Source organism: Xenorhabdus miraniensis (genome assembly GCF_002632615.1).
Genome location: NZ_NITZ01000008.1, coordinates 35,695 through 54,663, shown reverse-complemented (window position 1 = coordinate 54,663; position 18,969 = coordinate 35,695). Strand labels below are relative to the sequence as shown.

Below are 18,969 nucleotides of genomic sequence, written 5' to 3'. Positions count from 1 at the left end.
TGGTGATTGCAGCAGTCAGGGTAGTTTTACCGTGGTCAACGTGGCCGATAGTACCAACGTTAACGTGCGGTTTTGAACGTTCAAACTTTTCTTTAGACACGACTCTATTCCTTAATACCGCTCCCCCGTCACAGAGAAGAGGGAGCTAAAAGATAGTAAACTCGAAAACTTATCTAGATTTACGAGCTTCGATAATAGCCTGAGCGACGTTGCTCGGCGCTTCGTTGTACTTCAAGAACTCCATGGAGTAAGAAGCACGACCTTGGGTCTGAGAACGCAGGTCAGTAGCATAACCAAACATTTCAGACAATGGTACTTGAGCACGAACAATTTTGCCCGTAGCTACATCATCCATACCATCGATCATACCACGGCGACGGTTCAAGTCACCGATGACGTCACCCATGTAGTCTTCTGGTGTTTCCACTTCAACTTTCATGATAGGTTCCAGCAGAACTGGTTTCGCTTTCATGAAGCCTTCTTTAAATGCCATGGATGCAGCAATTTTAAAGGCGATTTCGGAGGAGTCAACGTCATGGTAAGAACCATCGAACAGGGCAACTTTAACGTCAACGATTGGATAACCAGCCAGAACACCGCTCTTCAGCTGTTCCTGAACGCCTTTGTCGACGCCTGGGATGTATTCTTTAGGAACAACACCACCAACGATTTCGTTCGCGAATTCGTAACCAGCACCACCTGCTTCCAGAGGCTCGATACGTAGCCAAACGTGACCGTACTGACCGCGACCACCGGACTGTTTAGCGTGTTTACCTTCCTGCTCAACAGAAGCGCGGATAGTTTCACGATAAGCAACCTGAGGTTTACCGACGTTCGCTTCAACGTTGAATTCACGACGCATACGGTCAACCAGAACGTCAAGGTGCAGCTCACCCATACCGGCAATGATAGTCTGACCAGTCTCTTCATCACTGCTTACGCGGAATGATGGGTCTTCCTGAGCCAAACGACCTAAAGCGATACCCATTTTTTCTTGGTCAGCTTTAGTTTTTGGTTCGATAGCAACAGAGATAACTGGCTCTGGGAATTCCATGCGCTCCAGGATGATTGGAGAGTTCATGTCACAGAGAGTATCACCTGTAGTTACATCTTTCAGGCCGATCGCAGCGGCGATGTCGCCTGCGCGGACTTCTTTGATTTCTTCACGTTTGTTGGCGTGCATCTGAACGATACGGCCAAAACGCTCTTTCTTGTCTTTTACCGGGTTCAGTACGGTGTCACCAGAGTTAACAACACCAGAGTAAACACGGAAGAACGTCAGGTTACCCACGAATGGGTCAGTCGCGATTTTGAACGCCAGAGCAGAGAATGGCTCTTCATCGCTGGAGTGACGTTCTGCTGGAGTATCTTTACCGTCTGGCAGCATACCTTTGATGGATTCAACATCAGTTGGTGCTGGCAGGTATTCGATAACGGCATCCAGCATTGCCTGAACACCTTTGTTCTTAAATGCAGAACCACAGGTAACCAGGATAATTTCGTTAGCCAGAACGCGCTTACGCAGAGCAGCCTTGATTTCTTCTTCAGTCAGCTCTTCACCGCCCAGATATTTGTCCATCAGGTCTTCTGATGCTTCTGCCGCGGATTCAACCAGATTCTGGTGCCATTCTTCAGCCAGTTCAAGCATGTCAGCCGGGATATCTTCATAAGTGAAGGTAGTTCCCTGATCAGCTTCGTTCCAGTTGATTGCTTTCATTTTCAACAGGTCAACAACACCGGTGAAGGTATCTTCAGCACCGATAGCCAGTTGAAGTGGAACTGGGTTAGCAGCCAGACGCGTTTTGATCTGCTCAACAACGCGCAGGAAGTTCGCACCCATACGGTCCATTTTATTAACGAACGCGATACGTGGAACATTATATTTGTTAGCCTGACGCCATACAGTTTCAGACTGAGGCTGAACGCCACCAACTGCACAGTAAACCATGACTGCGCCGTCAAGAACACGCATGGAACGTTCTACTTCGATGGTGAAGTCAACGTGTCCCGGGGTGTCGATGATGTTGATGCGGTGTGGTTCATACTGTTTAGCCATACCAGACCAGAATGCAGTAGTCGCAGCAGACGTGATGGTAATACCACGTTCCTGTTCCTGCTCCATCCAGTCCATAGTTGCAGAACCTTCGTGAGTTTCACCGATCTTATGGTTTACACCTGTGTAAAACAGAATACGTTCTGTTGTAGTGGTTTTACCGGCGTCGATGTGGGCACTGATACCGATATTGCGGTAACGCGCTATAGGTGTTTTACGAGCCATTTTTTCCTCTCTCGTGGGCGTTCAATTTAGAGAACGGGTAGCAAAGTCGCTACCCAGAACATATTCACAGCCGTTGGGTTGCAAAAAAATGGATTACCAACGGTAGTGTGCGAACGCCTTGTTAGCTTCTGCCATGCGGTGAACGTCTTCACGTTTCTTCACAGCAGCGCCTTTGTTTTCAGCCGCATCAGATAATTCATTCGCCAGGCGCAAAGCCATCGATTTATCACCGCGTTTACGAGCAGCATCAACGATCCAACGCATTGCCAGAGCATTACGACGAACCGGACGAACTTCAACTGGAACCTGATAAGTAGAACCACCAACACGGCGGGACTTAACTTCCACAGTCGGGCGCACGTTATCCAGTGCCAGCTCGAATGCTTCCAGATGATTTTTACCAGAACGCTGAGCCAGGGTCTCAAGCGCACCATATACGATTGCTTCTGCGACAGACTTCTTACCGTCTACCATCAGGATATTAACAAATTTGGCCAGCAGTTCAGATCCGAACTTTGGATCTGGCAGAATTTTACGTTGACCAATTACACGACGACGTGGCATGGAAATACTCCGTTTCGAATTTCAGGGTTGTCCAAAACTCTACGAGTTTATTTTGACATTAAAGTGAAAAAGGTTTGGCCTTACTTAACGGAGAACCATTAAGCCTTCGGCTTCTTCACACCGTACTTGGAACGACCTTGTTTACGGTCTTTAACACCGGCACAGTCCAGTGCACCGCGAACAGTGTGGTAACGCACACCTGGCAAGTCTTTAACACGACCGCCACGGATCAGGATAACGGAGTGTTCCTGTAGGTTGTGGCCTTCACCACCGATGTAGGAAGAAACTTCGTAACCGTTAGTCAAACGCACACGACATACTTTACGCAGTGCGGAGTTTGGTTTTTTAGGAGTGGTGGTATATACACGAGTACATACGCCACGTTTTTGCGGGCAAGCTTCCAGAGCAGGAACGTTGCTTTTCACAACTTTCGAGCTACGAGATTTGCGAACCAGCTGGTTAATAGTTGCCATTATTAAAAAAGCTCCTGGTTTTTTTGCTTCGTAAACACGGATTTTACCCTCTCACAGTCATAATGACAAAAAGAGAGGACGCGGAATTTTATTGCTGACTTGACGAGGTGTCAAGAAATATACAGTTTTTCTATGCTGGTTTTCTATGCTGGTAAAATGGCTGAAAAGCGCAATTCATATTTACCAGGCAAAATTTTGCTGATGTTTGACCGTTAAGCTAACAAAGCCGCTGTAATCAACCACCTTTACACGGTCTGAAATCTGTGCAAACAGCCCCCGTGCGTCCAGATCTTCCTTTAAGGCATAAATGCCCGCCCCGCGACGGAGCAACTCAGCCAAATAACGATTTTCATTGATGCCCAGCAACACACCATTTTGAATTAACAGAACATCATCGGTATCCGATACAAGGCCAAGCATTGCATTGAAGTCATCATGGTAAGGTGAGCGACTGACAGTATATAACATGTTACCTGCCTACAATAGGTTAAAATTTCAACACAACATCATAACCTGTCAGCATGTCTCGTATGGCGGCTGCGGAGAGAAATTCAGCCTCCAGCACAAAATTGCTTGCAGGACCTCCCCCCCGAATCACCAAATCATCAAGGCAGATATAACATTTATCAATGTCATAAAGGGGTAGGATTTTAAATGTTGAAATATAGTCACGAGCCAGGATTTTATCCGGTTGCTGATCGGCCAGTAACTGAAACACACCATCAGAAATAAAAAATACACCGATCTGCTCAGTTAATGCTGATGTCGCGAGCAACGCATCCAGCCCTTCCCTGCCGGCGGAAGAACCGTGGGGAGCTTCGGTAAAAACAAAAGCAATCTTTTTCATCAATACCCATGCCCCTAAAATTGCATTACGCGGTCACACAGCATCATGGCTTCTGCCAGTGATCCCAAGCCACTGAGTTCAAATCCATCCGCCAGATTTGCAGCAGGAAGATTCAATTCACTGGCTTGCTGTTCGTCTGCAACCCCACGTCGCAACGCCGCCGCAACGCAAATAAACAGATTGAACTGATGCCGGACTGCCAATGCCTGCCAAGCCCTGACCAAATCAAATTCATCGTTGGCGGGAGCGACCAATTGATTACCATTTTGGATGCCTTCGCGATAAAAAAACACGCTATGCAGTTTATGCCCGGCGGCAATCAACGCCTGAGCAAACTGATAGGCGCTGCTGGCTTGCTGAGTACCGTAAGCTGGCCCTGTGACCAGCAGGCAATAAGACAGAGACGACATTACTTCTCCGGACTAACGCATTCACCATTTTTAAACTGGCGAATATAGAGGTATACCGTATGCTTGGAGATATTCAAACGATCAGCGACTTGGTTAATGGCATCTTTAATATCAAAAATACCTTTCTCATAAAGGTTAAGCACTACCTGTCTGTTTTTCGCATTATTGGAAACATTGCGATCAGCATTCACTTCTTCAATCGTGAATTCCAAAGTCTGTGCAACCAAATCATCCACGGAAGAAGCAAAGTTAACGTTTGAAGCCACTTCATGGGTCTTCTCTGGAATAAAGGTTTGGATAATTTCCGAGAAAGGGACATCCAGATTCATATTGATACACAAAAGACCAATAACCCGACGATGGCGGTTACGAATGGCAATTGTGATAGATTTCATCAAAGAACCACTTTTTGCCCGCGTGAAATACGCCTTGGAAACACTACAGTCTTCATCTGTAATGTCATGCAGCATCCGCAACGCCAAATCTGTAATCGGGGAACCGATTTTACGACCCGTATGTTCTCCATTGGCTATTCTGACAGCTGAACATTTAAGGTCTTCCAGTGAATGAAGAACGATTTCGCAATGCCCACCAATCAACATAGCCAGGCCATCAACAGCAGCTTCGTAAGAATTTAAAATTTCATGATCCGTTTCACTAAACGGTTGGTTTTCTAGTAAATCAATATCACTGTTATCAGTAGATATGTTATCACCGGTTAATAGCGGGGTAGACATGTAATACACCATCCTTCAAGCTAAGACTTTGCCTCACCAAAAATATCAGGGCGAGATTTATTATAAAATCACATTACTGCAACTCAGGCTTATCTCAATAGTTACCTACTGTTGCAGGCAGTTTGAATACGGACTACATAGAGATCGGAGCGTACACGAAGTACATGGAAATTTCGAGTACAGCCCAAATTCAAAATGGCAAATAAAATAGCCATATGAAACAAGCTCTAAACAGAAAGCATTTAAAATATCTCTATTCTATTCAGAATAATGACGTTAAAACCACATTCAATTGACGTCAAGCTGTTGCTGAGTATACCTCAGGGGTCTATCACAGCTTTATATCTGAATATGACTAAGATATTTTATTTAATTCTCCAGGGAATAATAAGCAGGCAAGTTCATTTTTCTTTATTCAGACTTTTACTAATCAAATAGAGGTAAATACCAGCAGTAAATCAAAAGGTGAAAGATAGACTTGAAAGACGACGGGTATAAAACAGGGGCCACTCAGCCCCTGCCAATGTACTATCTTAATTATTAGGGAAATTATTTTGCTTTGGCAGCCGGCTTAATATCCAGTAACTCAACGTCAAACACTAAAGTGGAGTTAGCCGGGATCTTAGGTAAACTTGCCTGACCGTAAGCCAAGTCAGGTGGAATAACCAATGTGATTTTTCCGCCTTTTTTCACATGCTGCAAGCCTTCTTTCCAGCCTGGGATCACACTGTCCAAACGAATTGACAGAGGCTCTTTGCGCTCATATGAGCTATCAAAAACCTGACCATCAATCAAAGCACCTTTATAGTTAACAACCACCGTATCGCTTTCTTTAGGCGTTGTACCCGTTCCTGCTTTTTCAACTTTGTAGAGAAGCCCGGATTTAGTCTTCATTACGCCAGCTTTCTTAGCGAACTCTTCACGGTACTTATCCCCTTTCTCGCCATTTTCACTGGCTTCTTTCTCTGCTTTAGCCCGGGCGGCCTCTTTCACTTTAGATTCAAAAGAAAGCAGAGTTTCCTGAATTTCCTCATCAGACAGCTTACTTTTACTATTTAAAGCATCCTCAACACCCGCCAGCAATTGCGCTTTTTCTATATTGATACCAAGCGTTTTCTGCTCTTTTAATGAGTTTGCCATGTAGCTACCCAGAGAAGCCCCCAGAGCATAAGAATTTTGCTGCTCTACCGTTTTAAACGCACTATTCAGTTTTACTTCGCTTTTGGTTTCTGTATTAGCAGCCAAGGCCTGAGGTACACTAAATGCAAGTGCCAGAGTTGTTGCCAGCAGAGATGTTTTAAACAATGATTTCATCCTATTCTCCAATAAATTTGGGTGGGTTCACCGTTAGTACAGTTACGCATCACATTTACTATAACTGCCCACGGAAACCAATGACAATATTTGCTATGCCTTGATCTGAAAATCATTAAGACAACATTAATGTGAAGAAATTTCGTGAAATCCTCTTTCACCGGATATTTTGAGTATTATAGTGCCAACCTGAACCAAATGATCGCTTCATCATGTTATTTAAATTGCCCAGAAGCAGGAGGAAAAATCATGGAATTATCCGAAGTTGAACAAAGATTTGAACAACTGGAAACTAAACTGGCCTATCAGGAAGCCACTATTGAAGAGTTAAATCAAGAAGTTAGAAAACAGCAGATAGAAACTGAGCAGTTGAAAGAACAACTTCGGTTAATGGCTGATCGTCTGAAAACCCACCAGACATCGATCATTGCGCCACTTTCAGAAGAAACGCCTCCTCCACATTATTAACACTATTCCTGACATTTATCCCTGACATTTATTCCTGACACTATTCCTGAAATTACGCCTGAAATTACTCGCCTGTTAATCAGGGACAGTGTCGGCCAGGGAAGGCTGAAAGATAAGATAAAAAAAGAGAAGCCCAAACCGCGCTTCCCTTTTTCTGCTAATTCAGCCTGAGCAAAATTAGTGGCAGCCACCGCCACAGCATCCGTGATCACCGTGATCGTGATCATGGTGATGATCGTGACCACCGCAGCCACCCTGACCATGTACATGGCCGTGTGCCAATTCTTCTTCGGTTGCTTCACGAACCGCTACAATCTCAACATTGAATTTCAGGTTTTGGCCCGCCAGCATGTGGTTTGCATCAACAACAACTTCATCGCCTTCCACTGCGGTAATTTCTACCGGGATAGGTCCCTGATCGGTATCTGCCAGAAAACGCATGCCAACCTGAACATCCTCAACACCAACAAACACCTCTTTTGGTGCGCGCTGAACCAGATTATCATCATACTGACCGTAAGCATCATCAGCTTCTACGCTGACATCAAAGCGTTCACCCGCCTCACGACCTTCAAGTGCTTTCTCCAACCCGCTGATCAGAGAACCATGGCCATGCAGATAGTCTAACGGTGCGCTCACCGGGGACTCATCAACTAAAACACCATCTTCTGTTCTTACTTGATAAGCCAGGCTGACCACCAAGTCTTTTGCTACTTTCATGACAACTCCTACATACCCGAAGGGAAAAAACCCGTGAGGGAAAGTTTTTACAACTCAAAAAATGCTGGCAATTGTAACGGAATTCTACGCCCCTGTACCTAGCGACGGCAAAATTTATCCACAATTTATTGCTTATACATTTAGTTACTGTTGTTCCCTGTATTTACGGTTATTCACTGTGGTGTGAAAATGCCAATAACCTGTTCCTGCTCCCTGACATGGGAAGTCACAGCTTCATCGGTTTGCCTCTGCGTATGACCACAACGGATACATTCTACGATATCAACCTTATTTTCCTGCCACATAGCCAACGTATCCTGTGACTGGCATTTCGGACAAACTGCCCCCGCAATAAAACGCTTACGACTGGTTGACATAATTCCCCCCAACGCTATTCATTCTCATCCCAACCTTCCGGCTGGCGACGCTCATTAATCATTTCCTGTTCAAACAATTCTTCCAATTCCCTGCGAGCTTCTTTTACGCGGGATATCTGTGCTACATCCCCATGCAGATGCGGCATCAATTCACGTAACATACGCATATCCAATCGCCGGAAATGCTGCTGTGCGCGATGCGCCTGATGTGGATGTATACCCAGCCTAATCAGTACCTTCCGTCCCAATTCCAATGCACTGGAAAATGTTTCCCGATTAAAATCTTTCACGCCACTTTGCAACAGTTCATGGGCTTCGAGACGCCCCCTTGCGCGTGCAAGAATATTCAGGTGAGGAAAATGCTTCTGGCACAAATGGACGATCGCCATCGTATTTTCCGGTTCATCACTGGTAATGACAATCGCCCTGGCTTTGGCGGCTCCCGCTGAACGCAACAGCTCCAGTTCACTCGCATCGCCATAATACACCTTATAGCCATAACGTCGCATGGTACTGATTGCACTCACTTCACGTTCCAATACTGTGATGCGGATTTTATTCGCCATCAGCAAACGCCCAACCACTTGACCGAAGCGTCCAAACCCCACCAAAATCACCTGTGGATCATTATCTTCCACAAAGGGTTGTTCACTATGTTCATCCGGTGAATTATGCCCTTCCTGTTCGTTATATCGGCGCGCCAGCATGCTTTCAATCAACTGCATTACCAAGGGTGTTGTCATCATTGATAATGTCACCACCACCAACAGGAGTGATATCTGATTCTGATCCAACACTCCCTGCCCTAGCGCAGCAGAAAATAAGACGAATGCAAATTCGCCTCCCTGACTGAGTACGCCGGAGAATTGTACGCAAGATGGTTTTTTTAAACCGGATATTCTGCCGATAATATAAAGTATGAGGCCTTTTATCAGCACCAAGCCCGTGACACTTAGCAAGACACTGAACAGATGAGTCAGTAAGACCCCCATATTGAGGGACATGCCGACAGAAATGAAAAATAACCCCAACAACAATCCCTTGAATGGTTCAATGGAGATTTCCAATTCATGGCGATATTCGCTATCCGCTAACAAGACACCGGCAATGAAAGTGCCGAGCGCCATTGAAAACCCCAATGTCTCCATGAAAATCGCCGCTCCCAATACAATCAGCAGTGCGGCGGCGGTAAACACCTCCCTGACCCCCGATTTCACCACTAACCGGAACAGGGGACGCAGTAAATATCTTCCTCCCACTAACATACCGGCAAAAGCAGCAATTTTCAGGCCAATGCGATACCAATCACTGGAACCAGATCCTCCGGCCAGTAATGGGATCATCGCCAAAGCGGGGATGACTGCCATATCCTGAAATAGCAAAATGGAAAAACCGAGCTGCCCGCCTTCATTCTTGGTCATTCCCTTCTCTTTCATTAATTGCAGCGCCATCGCAGTGGATGACATCGCAAGCCCAACGCCTCCAATAACCGCAGCCTGCCATGAAAAATTCATCAGACAAAGAAATGAGGCCAGTACCAGCGCAGTGAATGTTACCTGTGCTGTACCCGCTCCAAAGATCGATCGCCTGAGTTGCCAGAGTCTTGCAGGATTTAACTCAAGGCCGATAATGAACATCAAGAAAACCACGCCAAGTTCAGAGAAATGCAGGATCTCATCAACATCCTTGATAAACCCCAGCCCCCACGGGCCAAGTGCGATTCCTGCAATGAGATAGCCTAATACGGCCCCAATTTTGAATTTTTGGGCGAGGGGAACAGCCACAACAGCAGCAAATAAAAACAGGGTTCCGGCGCTTAACAGCGCTGAAGTCTCCATGGTCACAGTCCTCCCAAAGACAATGGCGCTTTCAGCCATTCCCGATAAGCATCCGCATGACTCACGAGGGCTTCGGGCCGTTGGCGTCTGGCACTGTAAACTATCATTGGTGATAACCAATGCATCTGGCACATTAATGCCGTCAATTCAAAAGGGCGGAGAATCTCTTCCAACGGATAAAGATTATATCCCCCTCTCTGGTAAGCACCTTGCGGTTCTCCTGTCGTGATGACAGAGCGCCAGTATTTTCCTCTCAACGCATGTTCAGCCCCGCTGACAAAATCCCGGCTCAATACGCGATCCATCCACTCTTTTAATAACGCAGGGCAACTATAAGTATACAGAGGATGTTGGAATACAATAATTTTGTGCTCACGCAGCAATTTTTGCTCCCAGGCTACATCAATAAAAAAATCGGGGTAGCAGCCATAGAGATCGTGAATCGTGACATGTTCCAACTCGTGAACAGGTTCCAACAAAACCTTATTGGCAACTGAATTCAGCGGTTCGGGATGGGTATATAACAGCAACACTTTAGGCGGCAATACGCTAGGCGATAACATCAATCCCCCTAAGACGTGTCAGGACACCTATTTTCCGCTACCATGCACGCCAAGCTATCAAATTGAATACATATACCCGATAGATTTCGAATTGCGGCTCACAAGACAGCAAATTGAAAGATGAAGGATATATACCTAATTATTAACTTAACACATTATATATAGACAACATCTATGATTGTTTTCTCTTCACTGCAAATCCGCCGTGGCATTCGTATCCTGCTGGACAATGCTAATGCAACCATCAACCCCGGCCAAAAAGTAGGATTAGTGGGCAAGAATGGTTGTGGTAAATCTACCCTGCTCGCACTACTGAAAGATGAACTTCAGGCAGAGAATGGTTCTGTCACATTTCCCAATAACTGGTCACTGGCTTGGGTAAATCAGGAAACACCCGCTCTGGAAACACCAGCACTGGAATATGTGATTGATGGCGACCGCGAATTCCGGCAACTGGAACAAAAGCTGCAAATCGCCAACGAACAGAATGACGGTCACGCTATCGCCCATCTTCATGGCTTACTTGATACTATTCAGGCATGGACAATCCGGGCCAGAGCTGCCAGCCTATTGCACGGTTTGGGTTTTTCTCCGGCACAGCTGGAACAGCCAGTCCGGTCATTCTCTGGCGGCTGGCGCATGCGCCTCAATCTGGCACAGGCACTGATTTGCCGTTCCGACTTGTTGTTGCTCGACGAACCGACCAACCACCTTGATCTGGATGCGGTCATCTGGCTGGAAAAGTGGCTGAAAAATTATGCCGGAACCTTGATCCTGATTTCCCACGATCGGGATTTCCTCGATCCAATCATTGATAAAATTCTGCACATTGAGCAGCAGGATCTGTACGAATATACGGGGAACTACACCTCTTTCGAACGGCAACGCGTCGCCAAACTTGCTCAGCAACAGGCGCTATACCAAAGCCAGCAAGAAAAAGTGGCTCATTTGCAGAGCTATATTGACCGCTTTCGCGCTAAAGCCACTAAAGCGAAGCAGGCACAAAGCCGCATCAAGATGCTGGAACGCATGGAGCTTATCGCCCCTGCTCATGTTGATAATCCCTTCCATTTTAGTTTCCGCCAACCGGACAGCCTGCCAAATCCACTTTTGATCATGGAAAAAGTCAGTGCCGGATATGGCGACAAAACCGTACTGAATTCGATCAAATTAAACCTCGTACCGGGTTCACGTATCGGCTTATTGGGCCGCAATGGTGCTGGGAAATCCACGCTGATCAAACTACTGGCAGGCGAACTTGCGCCACAGCAAGGAGAAATTGCCTTATCAAAAGGCATCAAACTGGGGTACTTCGCACAGCACCAGTTGGAATATCTGCGTGCGGACGAATCGCCATTGCAGCATTTGGCCCGAATTGCGCCACAAGAGATGGAGCAACAACTGCGGGATTATCTGGGTGGATTTGGTTTTAAAGGCGACCAAGTGACTGATCCAAGCGGACGTTTTTCCGGTGGTGAAAAAGCCCGTCTGGTATTAGCGCTCATTGTCTGGCAGCGCCCGAACTTGCTTCTGCTTGATGAACCGACCAACCATCTTGATCTCGACATGAGACAGGCCCTGACAGAAGCACTTATTGATTTCGAAGGTGCGCTGGTCGTCGTATCGCATGACAGGCATTTACTGCGCTCCACAACGGACGAGCTTTATCTGGTGCATGATGGTGCAGCAGAGCCTTTCACAGGTGATTTAGAAGATTATCAGCAGTGGCTGACTGAATTGCAACGCCAACAAATGCGTGACAGTCAGGAAAAAGAGAAAGCTGATGCTGACACTTTAACGAATGGAACTGCAAATTACAGCGCTCAAGAGCGTAAAGATCAAAAACGGCGTGAAGCAGAATTCCGTAACCAAACGCAGCCATTGCGTAAACAGCTTGCCGCCCTTGAAAAGCAGATGGAAAAACGAAGTACAGAACTGGCAGATTTGGAAGCGAAGCTATCAGATAACACACTTTATGAAAATGACCGAAAAACTGAACTAACCGAATGTCTGCATCAACAGACACAAACAAAATCTGAATTAGAAAATATCGAGATGGAATGGTTGGATATTCAGGAACAGCTTGAGAAAATGACCGAAGTATTTAATGCAAGTCAAGGTGTTAACTAATTTCTTGAGTATAATCGGGCATTGAATGGCAATGCCCGATTACTCCCTATCCTCTTATTTCTATTACTCTTGTCCTAACGCTGAAAATATTATTCTCTACTGACAAAATAAAAACACAAAAATAAGAGAATTTTTAAAAAGTCATACACCAAACTTCATTCTCACAAGAGAATAAATGAGGGATATCCGATAGAAAACTACCGTTGCTCATTGGATTATACATCAGCAACCAATGTGGAAAAATTTTCAGCATCATCAACTAAATGATCATCTATTGATTTTGCCCATACCACTCCAAGGTCAATTTTTTTATCTGTTTCAACAATTTCCAGAAAATTCAGATAATACTCAGGAATCGCACTAATAATCCTCTTAGGCACACATGTATAGGCACTATTTTTTGTAATCATTTCAATGATCAACATAATATCATTTGTTTTTAATAACAAATGCATATTTTCACCCGTATAAACAGGAAAAACATTAAGATAATCCGTTAACTCAGCCACCTCTTTTTTTTCTGACGGATTTATCGGAGAAATCCCATTTCCAAACTTACTTAAAGCCGTTCTGAACTTAGATATTAGTTTGCTATTTTTTTTGAAGATATAGACTAACCTTTCCGTAAACACCTTTTTCGGTTCCAATGGTGCAATAGATGCTAAAGGCATTACCGCAACATGTAACATCCCTGCATTCAATAAACTGACCTGTTGCTCAACTGACAACCCTGTCACAAATGCCAGTACAACATTCCCTTTCTTTTCCGTAACCTGCTTCTCTATTTGAGAATAATTATGGATAGGAAAACAGGAGCCGATATATAAGTGTCTGATCATATCTTCTTTTGAATCAAAATGAACCTGACTTTTGAAACGTTCATAGTGAGTTAAGAATTTTCTGGCATTTTCCAGCGTCTTCTGTCCGAAATCTGTCAATCTTGTTCCATTTGGCCCCCTTGTAAATAGTGAAGCACCAAGAATATCTTCCAACCCGTGTATTTTCTTCGTCAAGGCAGGCTGAGAAAGATAAAGCCTCTCTGAAGCCTTATGATAATTAAGAGTCTCAGCCAAAACGATAAAAGCTTCAAGATTGCGTATATCCATGTTCTTTCGCCCAATGATTGTTAAATAACTACAAAACATTACAGATTCATGGTGATAGCATTTTAACTTCGTGTTTTGCCAAAGGTTTTATCAGGTCAATCGGTCAAAGTGTTAACTAATAAAATGTTAGTTAATAAGGATACAATTCGCAAAAGATTTATTATTATGAATTAATTCCATAATAAAATAATTTCAATTCGGAATTAAATAACTCATTTTAGTAATACAAAACAAGATAATCTCTTGTTATCCATAATGCCTAACACTCCTTTTCATTTTTCAAATTACAGCCTTATTGATGATGCTGAAACTTGAAATGAATTGGAAATACATCATACAAATAAATCCATGAATGATTATCTTATATGTCATACAATTAGGGCTACCACCAGAAACTAAATAATAAGCATCAAGTTATCAACTGATAACTTTCATTTATTGGAAACCTACTCAAGGTAATACCAAAAACCATGAAAGTTAAAATATCATACTACGAAACTATTGTGTGAATAATTTAATTAATAAATATAAAGAAAAGAATATATGCCTGACTTACTCGCATAAGGCAATAAATAGCAGTTAATTCAAATTCATTATATTATTAATAGCGACCTCGCGCTTCACTTTTTTGGCTTTTTTAACATTTACTCTTATTGCGTGTTAATAAGGAATTTGTTCAATTTAAAGTATTATATTAAATACAACAATAATGATGAACATCATCATAAAACGAGTAGAAAAACGTCTCGTAGCAAATATAATATTAATAAAATAGCATGTGAACAGAGGGTATTATAGCGTGTTGTTATTGATAAAATAACCCTACTCTTATTTCAAGTTTTTGAAATTTTTTATATCGGAATATTCTGTATTGGCATATTATTTTATAGAGAAAATGTATCGCTTTTTGTATGTAGCCGCAACCAGATGATTTTTATAAAGAAGTTCTTCATGATAAAAGAAAAAAAGAATATAAAAACATTCTTGGATTTGCCATAATACAGTTAATTATTAAGTGAATAATCTTAAAAAATCAGAAAAGTCAATTAAACAACCAAGAAAATGAATGGTGAATTAACCTAATAAGCTAACCACCATAATTACTATGATACAAGTACAACATCGTTACTCCGTAAGCAAACGTATTTCTATATCTTTAAATAATTCATTCAGCGTTTACCATCCCGCGTTTTTCGGGAAAGAACATTTAGTCTCCTTAGTAAAATTTTATTTCCTGATCTGCATCTTTATTAAAATCCCTTCCCGCTGAAAAGCTTCATCAAAATGATTGCGTAGATCCAATATATCCGGATCTACGCATATAATGTCCTAACCGTTATTTTATTTCACAATCCCTGTGATTGATAATGATGCTAACCATTTCCCATCAGAAGTTTCCTGCGATCAAAATTTACCTCAAGGTTTTTTTTATCTCAAGGGACTCCTCTGAGGGAGCAACGAAATCCACAGGGCTTGCACATTTCATCAAAGATGGCGGGGCTCCTATCATAGTAAGACAAACTACCGCATCTTTTACCGGAGGCAAATCCTTTGAACTCTCCAAGACCGCCCGCAATATTCCCTGTTTAACAGTGACCTCGCCGATCGGTGACAAAGTCAGCCCCTTACCTGTAGGACTTTGAATCATCCATTGGAATTTAACATTTTGATCCCAATATTCATGAGCTACATCAGGAAAGAGTACCGTGGTTTTGAAATGATATGATCCTCCGGGCGATACGGTTCCATTTTGTTGTTCTAATACCAGTTCTTTAACTGTCGGCCATCCAACTTGTACAGGCCGTGAGTCCAATGTATTACCTTCAGCAGAAACCGTAACAATCACATCTGAAACCTCAGCAGTACTTATCAGGCTTGCGGTTACCTCTCCTTTCTCATTCGTTTTTGTATTACCCGCAGTGAGCTTGATTGAGCCATTGGAACTCGACGTAAAACTCCAACTCACTTGCTTATCTATCGCTGGGTGACCATTAGGATCCCTGATAATTGCGGTATAACTAAAGGGCGTATTAACCACTAAGTACCGATCAGGCTCAGGTTGCCGTATTGAAATACGTGCCACTTTAAAAGCTACAGGCTGATTTATCTGCACAGGTTCTTGCCCTTCAATAGCAAGTGAAACGAGTACATTATCTATCGGCATGCTACTTCTTAAGGTAGCCGTTAATTCTCCGTTTCCATTCGTTGTTGTGCCCCTCTCTCTCAAGCTGAGTCCATCAGCTTCTTTATTTGTTCTCCAAACCACATTGGTAATCTTCTTATGTGGAACATACTTTCCATTTTTATCTACAACAACAGCCGTAAAGGTATATTCCTTCTCATTATCAGCAGGCAAATTAAAATCAGTTCCTTCAACTTTGATAGAATTATTTTCAATATGGTAATCTTGGAGTTCTTTTTCAAAATCCATCTCCGTTGAGGTAGCAATAGGAGAAATAACAGTATCAGAAGAGGAACCAACGAAGAGGGTAACTACCGCGTCGTCTACCTGCTCTGTACTACTCAAAGTTGCGGTTAGTCTTCCCTGATCATCCGTTTTTTGTTTAGCGAAAACCCCCCTGCTTGGCTGAAGAATAAGATTGCTATCCTCTATATTGCGATTATATCTATCACCCACGACCCACTTCACACCGATTTCCTTATTTCTCACTGGGTTATTCTGTTTATCTGTAATAGTGGCAGTTATGGTATAGTGGCTCTTACCATCAGCGTACAAAGGCCCGGGAAGGTCGGTAAACAGTATAAAATCTCTAACCCTGAATTCAGAGCCATTCGGATAAAAAGAGACCTTGCGTTGTGCCGAAACCGGAGCGTTATTTTCAATGGCAAGTGTAACCAGTACATCCTGAGCACCCACAACGCTGTTCATATTCAAGGTTGCCGTCAGATACCCATCGCCATCTGTTGTATCGCCTCCTTCCAGTTTGAGTTCATGACTCCCGTTATCGTTATCCCACTTTACATTGGCAATTTTCTGGTGTCTTACAGGAGTTTGATCATAACTATTCAAAATCAATGCCTTGTATTCATAAACTTGATGATTATTTGAGATCAGCACCTTTGATGATGGTGAAACTTCAATGTGATCAACATAAGCAGGAGAGGAGCTACCTTCAAAGCTCACTGTGGCCACCTGCTGTGCTTTAGGCATACCATCCATTTGCAGAAACACTTTTACATGACTTATTGGCTTGCTACTGGTCAAAGCCGCCTGTAATTGTCCCAGTTTGTTTGTTGTTGAAGTGATATCAGGTTTACCCCAACTTAAGCCCGATGTATCACCAATAGGTGGCACAGTTGTCCACTGAACATTTTTAATGAATACATTCGGAGGCAGAGGATTATTACTGACCGTATCGTAAGTAATTACCGGAGTAAAAATATAGGGTGTTTTTCCATCAGGAGAGACGGTTCCATCAGAGGGAGTGAACTCCACCTCTTTCACCACAAACGGGCTGACATGCACAGTCATTTTTGCATGATGGATTTTTTGAGGGTTACCATTTTCTAATATTTCAAAATTGATAGGGTAATTATTACCCTTCCCAGTACCCGATTGGTATTCGGGAAATATAAGCGCTATTTTATTATCCGGATTCAAAGAGAGTTTTCCGCCATTTCTTTCAAACTCTTTAAGCTCTTGGTTTTCTTTCCATTTAATCTTATCACCGGAATTATTTGTCACTGCTATAGATTGTTCTTCATGGCTATATCCTGTGACGCTGTTTGGCAAGACCACTTTGTATTGCTTTACGTGATCCAGAATTATATTGTTATTTCTTTCTACCAGATCATAACGGCTACCTGCCAATGTCCGCATAGAGACCACGTTTTCTGGTAATAATTGTGCATGAAGAGGAACACCCAGTTTATAGTTTAAATTTGCCAGGAACTGAGTTTCGGTATAATTTCTTTCTCCTTGTTTATAATCAACGCCTACTGTAAATAATGGGATCGGAGTATAAGTCAGTCCTAACTTAGCCAAACTGGGGTTTTTCTGTTTAGTATCACGATTGAATAACGTAACGTTATCACCGAAATATTGTTCGTAGGCTAATTTAGCGCCCAGATTGGGATAAGCAGGCAGAAAAAACTCACCACTAATATCATAACCGTTGGCCGGGCGTTCATGGTAATCCTTAAAATGCTGTGATTGCTGCCAATCACTTAAACGGTAATAAGTATTGGCAGAAAGCTTAATATAATCGCTCCAAATTTCGCCTCCCAACCCTAAGCGCTGATTTTTACCTGTGACATCATGATCATAAAATGTATTCAGGCCATACATCCAATTTTGGTAAAAATAGCGCCCTCCCAAACCAACGTTAAGAGTATGGCGACTGTCTTTATTGCGATAACCAAATTGAGAAAAGAGCAGCCAGTCGGATTTATTATCGTAAAGCGGAAGTAATAGATCGAGAGAGTTATTTTCCAGAGTTCCTTTTTTATCTAACCCAAAGTTAATTCTGGCTGTGCCAAACTGTGCTAACCATTTTTGAGCCTCAGAGGTGATGGTGTTATTAAATTTATCCAACGCATAAGATTTAGCTTGCTCAGCCAGATCAGAAGGAGAAGAAGACAGAATATCGCTTACCGTCTGGATATTATCGGTGATCACATTTGGTATGTCAGATTCTGAGTCATTATTGTTTTTTTTAAAATCACCTTCGTTATTGGCGTTCGGGTTCAAAAACTTTTTACTGGTTTTTTGGCCCCGGAAATCTATATTTTCTTTTCTGTCTATTGCCTGATGATATGTTTTATCCGCAGTGAGGTTACCCTCTGCAAAGGCGTGCATCATTGCAGAAGGCATCACTAGTGTATAAAAAAAAGCAAAAAAAACAATAAATTTACTAATATATGATGACATATAAAAGTTCCTCAAAAAAATTCATTATTCAAGCTTGAAACTAACTCAATAAAAAATGAGGCTATTTCCTTAATTTCATATATTAGGAAACATTTCAGCTCTTATCATGAAAAATAGTTATCAATCGATAACATAAAATTATCCTCTATAACTTCCATAATGAAAAAACTGATAAAATGTGAAAGACCCAATTTTTCACTCATGAGGAAAAACCTTTACATAACTCAGTTCCATTTTAAAAGAAAGATACTGA

17 protein-coding genes are annotated in these 18,969 nt (G+C 42.9%); 2 read left to right on the top strand and 15 right to left on the bottom strand.

What is annotated here, in order from left to right:
• The 9 genes from Xmir_RS09570 to fkpA all read right to left on the bottom strand — a co-directional run.
• Positions 1 to 100 (bottom strand): GTP-binding protein (locus Xmir_RS09570; RefSeq protein ID WP_234369306.1); only part of this gene is annotated, 100 nt, incomplete at its 3' end.
• A gap of 69 nt (positions 101 to 169) precedes the next feature.
• Positions 170 to 2,278 (bottom strand): elongation factor G, encoded by a 2,109-nt coding sequence (gene fusA, locus Xmir_RS09565; RefSeq protein ID WP_099114154.1) that lies wholly within the window; start codon positions 2,276 to 2,278, stop codon positions 170 to 172.
• A gap of 93 nt (positions 2,279 to 2,371) precedes the next feature.
• The gene (rpsG, locus tag Xmir_RS09560) at positions 2,372 to 2,842 is read right to left on the bottom strand and encodes a 30S ribosomal protein S7 (protein ID WP_047964733.1); all 471 of its coding nucleotides are present in this window, start codon (positions 2,840 to 2,842) and stop codon (positions 2,372 to 2,374) included.
• Positions 2,843 to 2,940: 98 nt separating this feature from the next.
• Positions 2,941 to 3,315, bottom strand: coding sequence for a 30S ribosomal protein S12 (rpsL, locus tag Xmir_RS09555; RefSeq protein ID WP_010848548.1), 375 nt, complete (start codon positions 3,313 to 3,315; stop codon positions 2,941 to 2,943).
• A gap of 180 nt (positions 3,316 to 3,495) precedes the next feature.
• Positions 3,496 to 3,783: a sulfurtransferase complex subunit TusB gene (gene tusB, locus Xmir_RS09550; RefSeq protein ID WP_099114153.1), complete on the bottom strand. Its 288-nt coding sequence runs from the start codon at positions 3,781 to 3,783 to the stop codon at positions 3,496 to 3,498.
• Between the two features lie 19 nt (positions 3,784 to 3,802).
• A complete protein-coding gene (gene tusC / locus Xmir_RS09545; protein WP_099114152.1) occupies positions 3,803 to 4,162 on the bottom strand; it encodes a sulfurtransferase complex subunit TusC in 360 nt (119 codons plus the stop codon).
• A 14-nt stretch (positions 4,163 to 4,176) separates the two neighbouring features.
• Complete coding sequence (gene tusD, locus Xmir_RS09540) at positions 4,177 to 4,572, bottom strand: sulfurtransferase complex subunit TusD (protein ID WP_099114151.1); 396 nt, start codon at positions 4,570 to 4,572, stop codon at positions 4,177 to 4,179.
• Positions 4,572 to 5,309, bottom strand: coding sequence for a helix-turn-helix transcriptional regulator (locus Xmir_RS09535; protein ID WP_099114150.1), 738 nt, complete (start codon positions 5,307 to 5,309; stop codon positions 4,572 to 4,574). The genes tusD and Xmir_RS09535 overlap by 1 nt, the downstream gene beginning before the upstream one ends.
• A 549-nt stretch (positions 5,310 to 5,858) precedes the next feature.
• Positions 5,859 to 6,623, bottom strand: coding sequence for an FKBP-type peptidyl-prolyl cis-trans isomerase (gene fkpA / locus Xmir_RS09530; RefSeq protein WP_099114149.1), 765 nt, complete (start codon positions 6,621 to 6,623; stop codon positions 5,859 to 5,861).
• Positions 6,624 to 6,872: 249 nt separating this feature from the next.
• Here fkpA and Xmir_RS09525 point away from each other — a divergent pair, with 249 nt between their 5' ends.
• Entirely contained in the window at positions 6,873 to 7,091 is a 219-nt protein-coding gene (locus Xmir_RS09525; protein WP_099114148.1) for a SlyX family protein, read from the top strand.
• A 177-nt stretch (positions 7,092 to 7,268) separates the two neighbouring features.
• Here Xmir_RS09525 and slyD read toward each other — a convergent pair whose 3' ends face one another.
• From slyD to kefG, 4 genes are all read right to left on the bottom strand, one after another.
• The gene (slyD, locus tag Xmir_RS09520) at positions 7,269 to 7,811 is read right to left on the bottom strand and encodes a peptidylprolyl isomerase (protein ID WP_099114147.1); all 543 of its coding nucleotides are present in this window, start codon (positions 7,809 to 7,811) and stop codon (positions 7,269 to 7,271) included.
• A 173-nt stretch (positions 7,812 to 7,984) separates the two neighbouring features.
• Positions 7,985 to 8,188, bottom strand: coding sequence for a YheV family putative zinc ribbon protein (locus tag Xmir_RS09515; RefSeq protein ID WP_099114146.1), 204 nt, complete (start codon positions 8,186 to 8,188; stop codon positions 7,985 to 7,987).
• 14 nt (positions 8,189 to 8,202) lie between these two features.
• Positions 8,203 to 10,026 carry a glutathione-regulated potassium-efflux system protein KefB gene (gene kefB / locus Xmir_RS09510; RefSeq protein WP_099114145.1) on the bottom strand — a complete coding sequence of 608 codons (1,824 nt, stop codon included), beginning with the start codon at positions 10,024 to 10,026 and terminating at the stop codon, positions 8,203 to 8,205.
• A gap of 2 nt (positions 10,027 to 10,028) precedes the next feature.
• Positions 10,029 to 10,589 carry a glutathione-regulated potassium-efflux system ancillary protein KefG gene (gene kefG, locus Xmir_RS09505; RefSeq protein WP_167385965.1) on the bottom strand — a complete coding sequence of 187 codons (561 nt, stop codon included), beginning with the start codon at positions 10,587 to 10,589 and terminating at the stop codon, positions 10,029 to 10,031.
• A gap of 174 nt (positions 10,590 to 10,763) precedes the next feature.
• Here kefG and Xmir_RS09500 point away from each other — a divergent pair, with 174 nt between their 5' ends.
• Positions 10,764 to 12,719 (top strand): ABC transporter ATP-binding protein, encoded by a 1,956-nt coding sequence (locus Xmir_RS09500; protein WP_099114143.1) that lies wholly within the window; start codon positions 10,764 to 10,766, stop codon positions 12,717 to 12,719.
• A gap of 215 nt (positions 12,720 to 12,934) precedes the next feature.
• Here Xmir_RS09500 and Xmir_RS26360 read toward each other — a convergent pair whose 3' ends face one another.
• The gene (locus Xmir_RS26360; RefSeq protein ID WP_208620417.1) at positions 12,935 to 13,825 is read right to left on the bottom strand and encodes a LysR family transcriptional regulator; all 891 of its coding nucleotides are present in this window, start codon (positions 13,823 to 13,825) and stop codon (positions 12,935 to 12,937) included.
• 1,411 nt (positions 13,826 to 15,236) lie between these two features.
• Entirely contained in the window at positions 15,237 to 18,716 is a 3,480-nt protein-coding gene (locus Xmir_RS09485) for an inverse autotransporter beta domain-containing protein (RefSeq protein ID WP_099114141.1), read from the bottom strand.
• Positions 18,717 to 18,969: the final 253 nt, after the last annotated feature.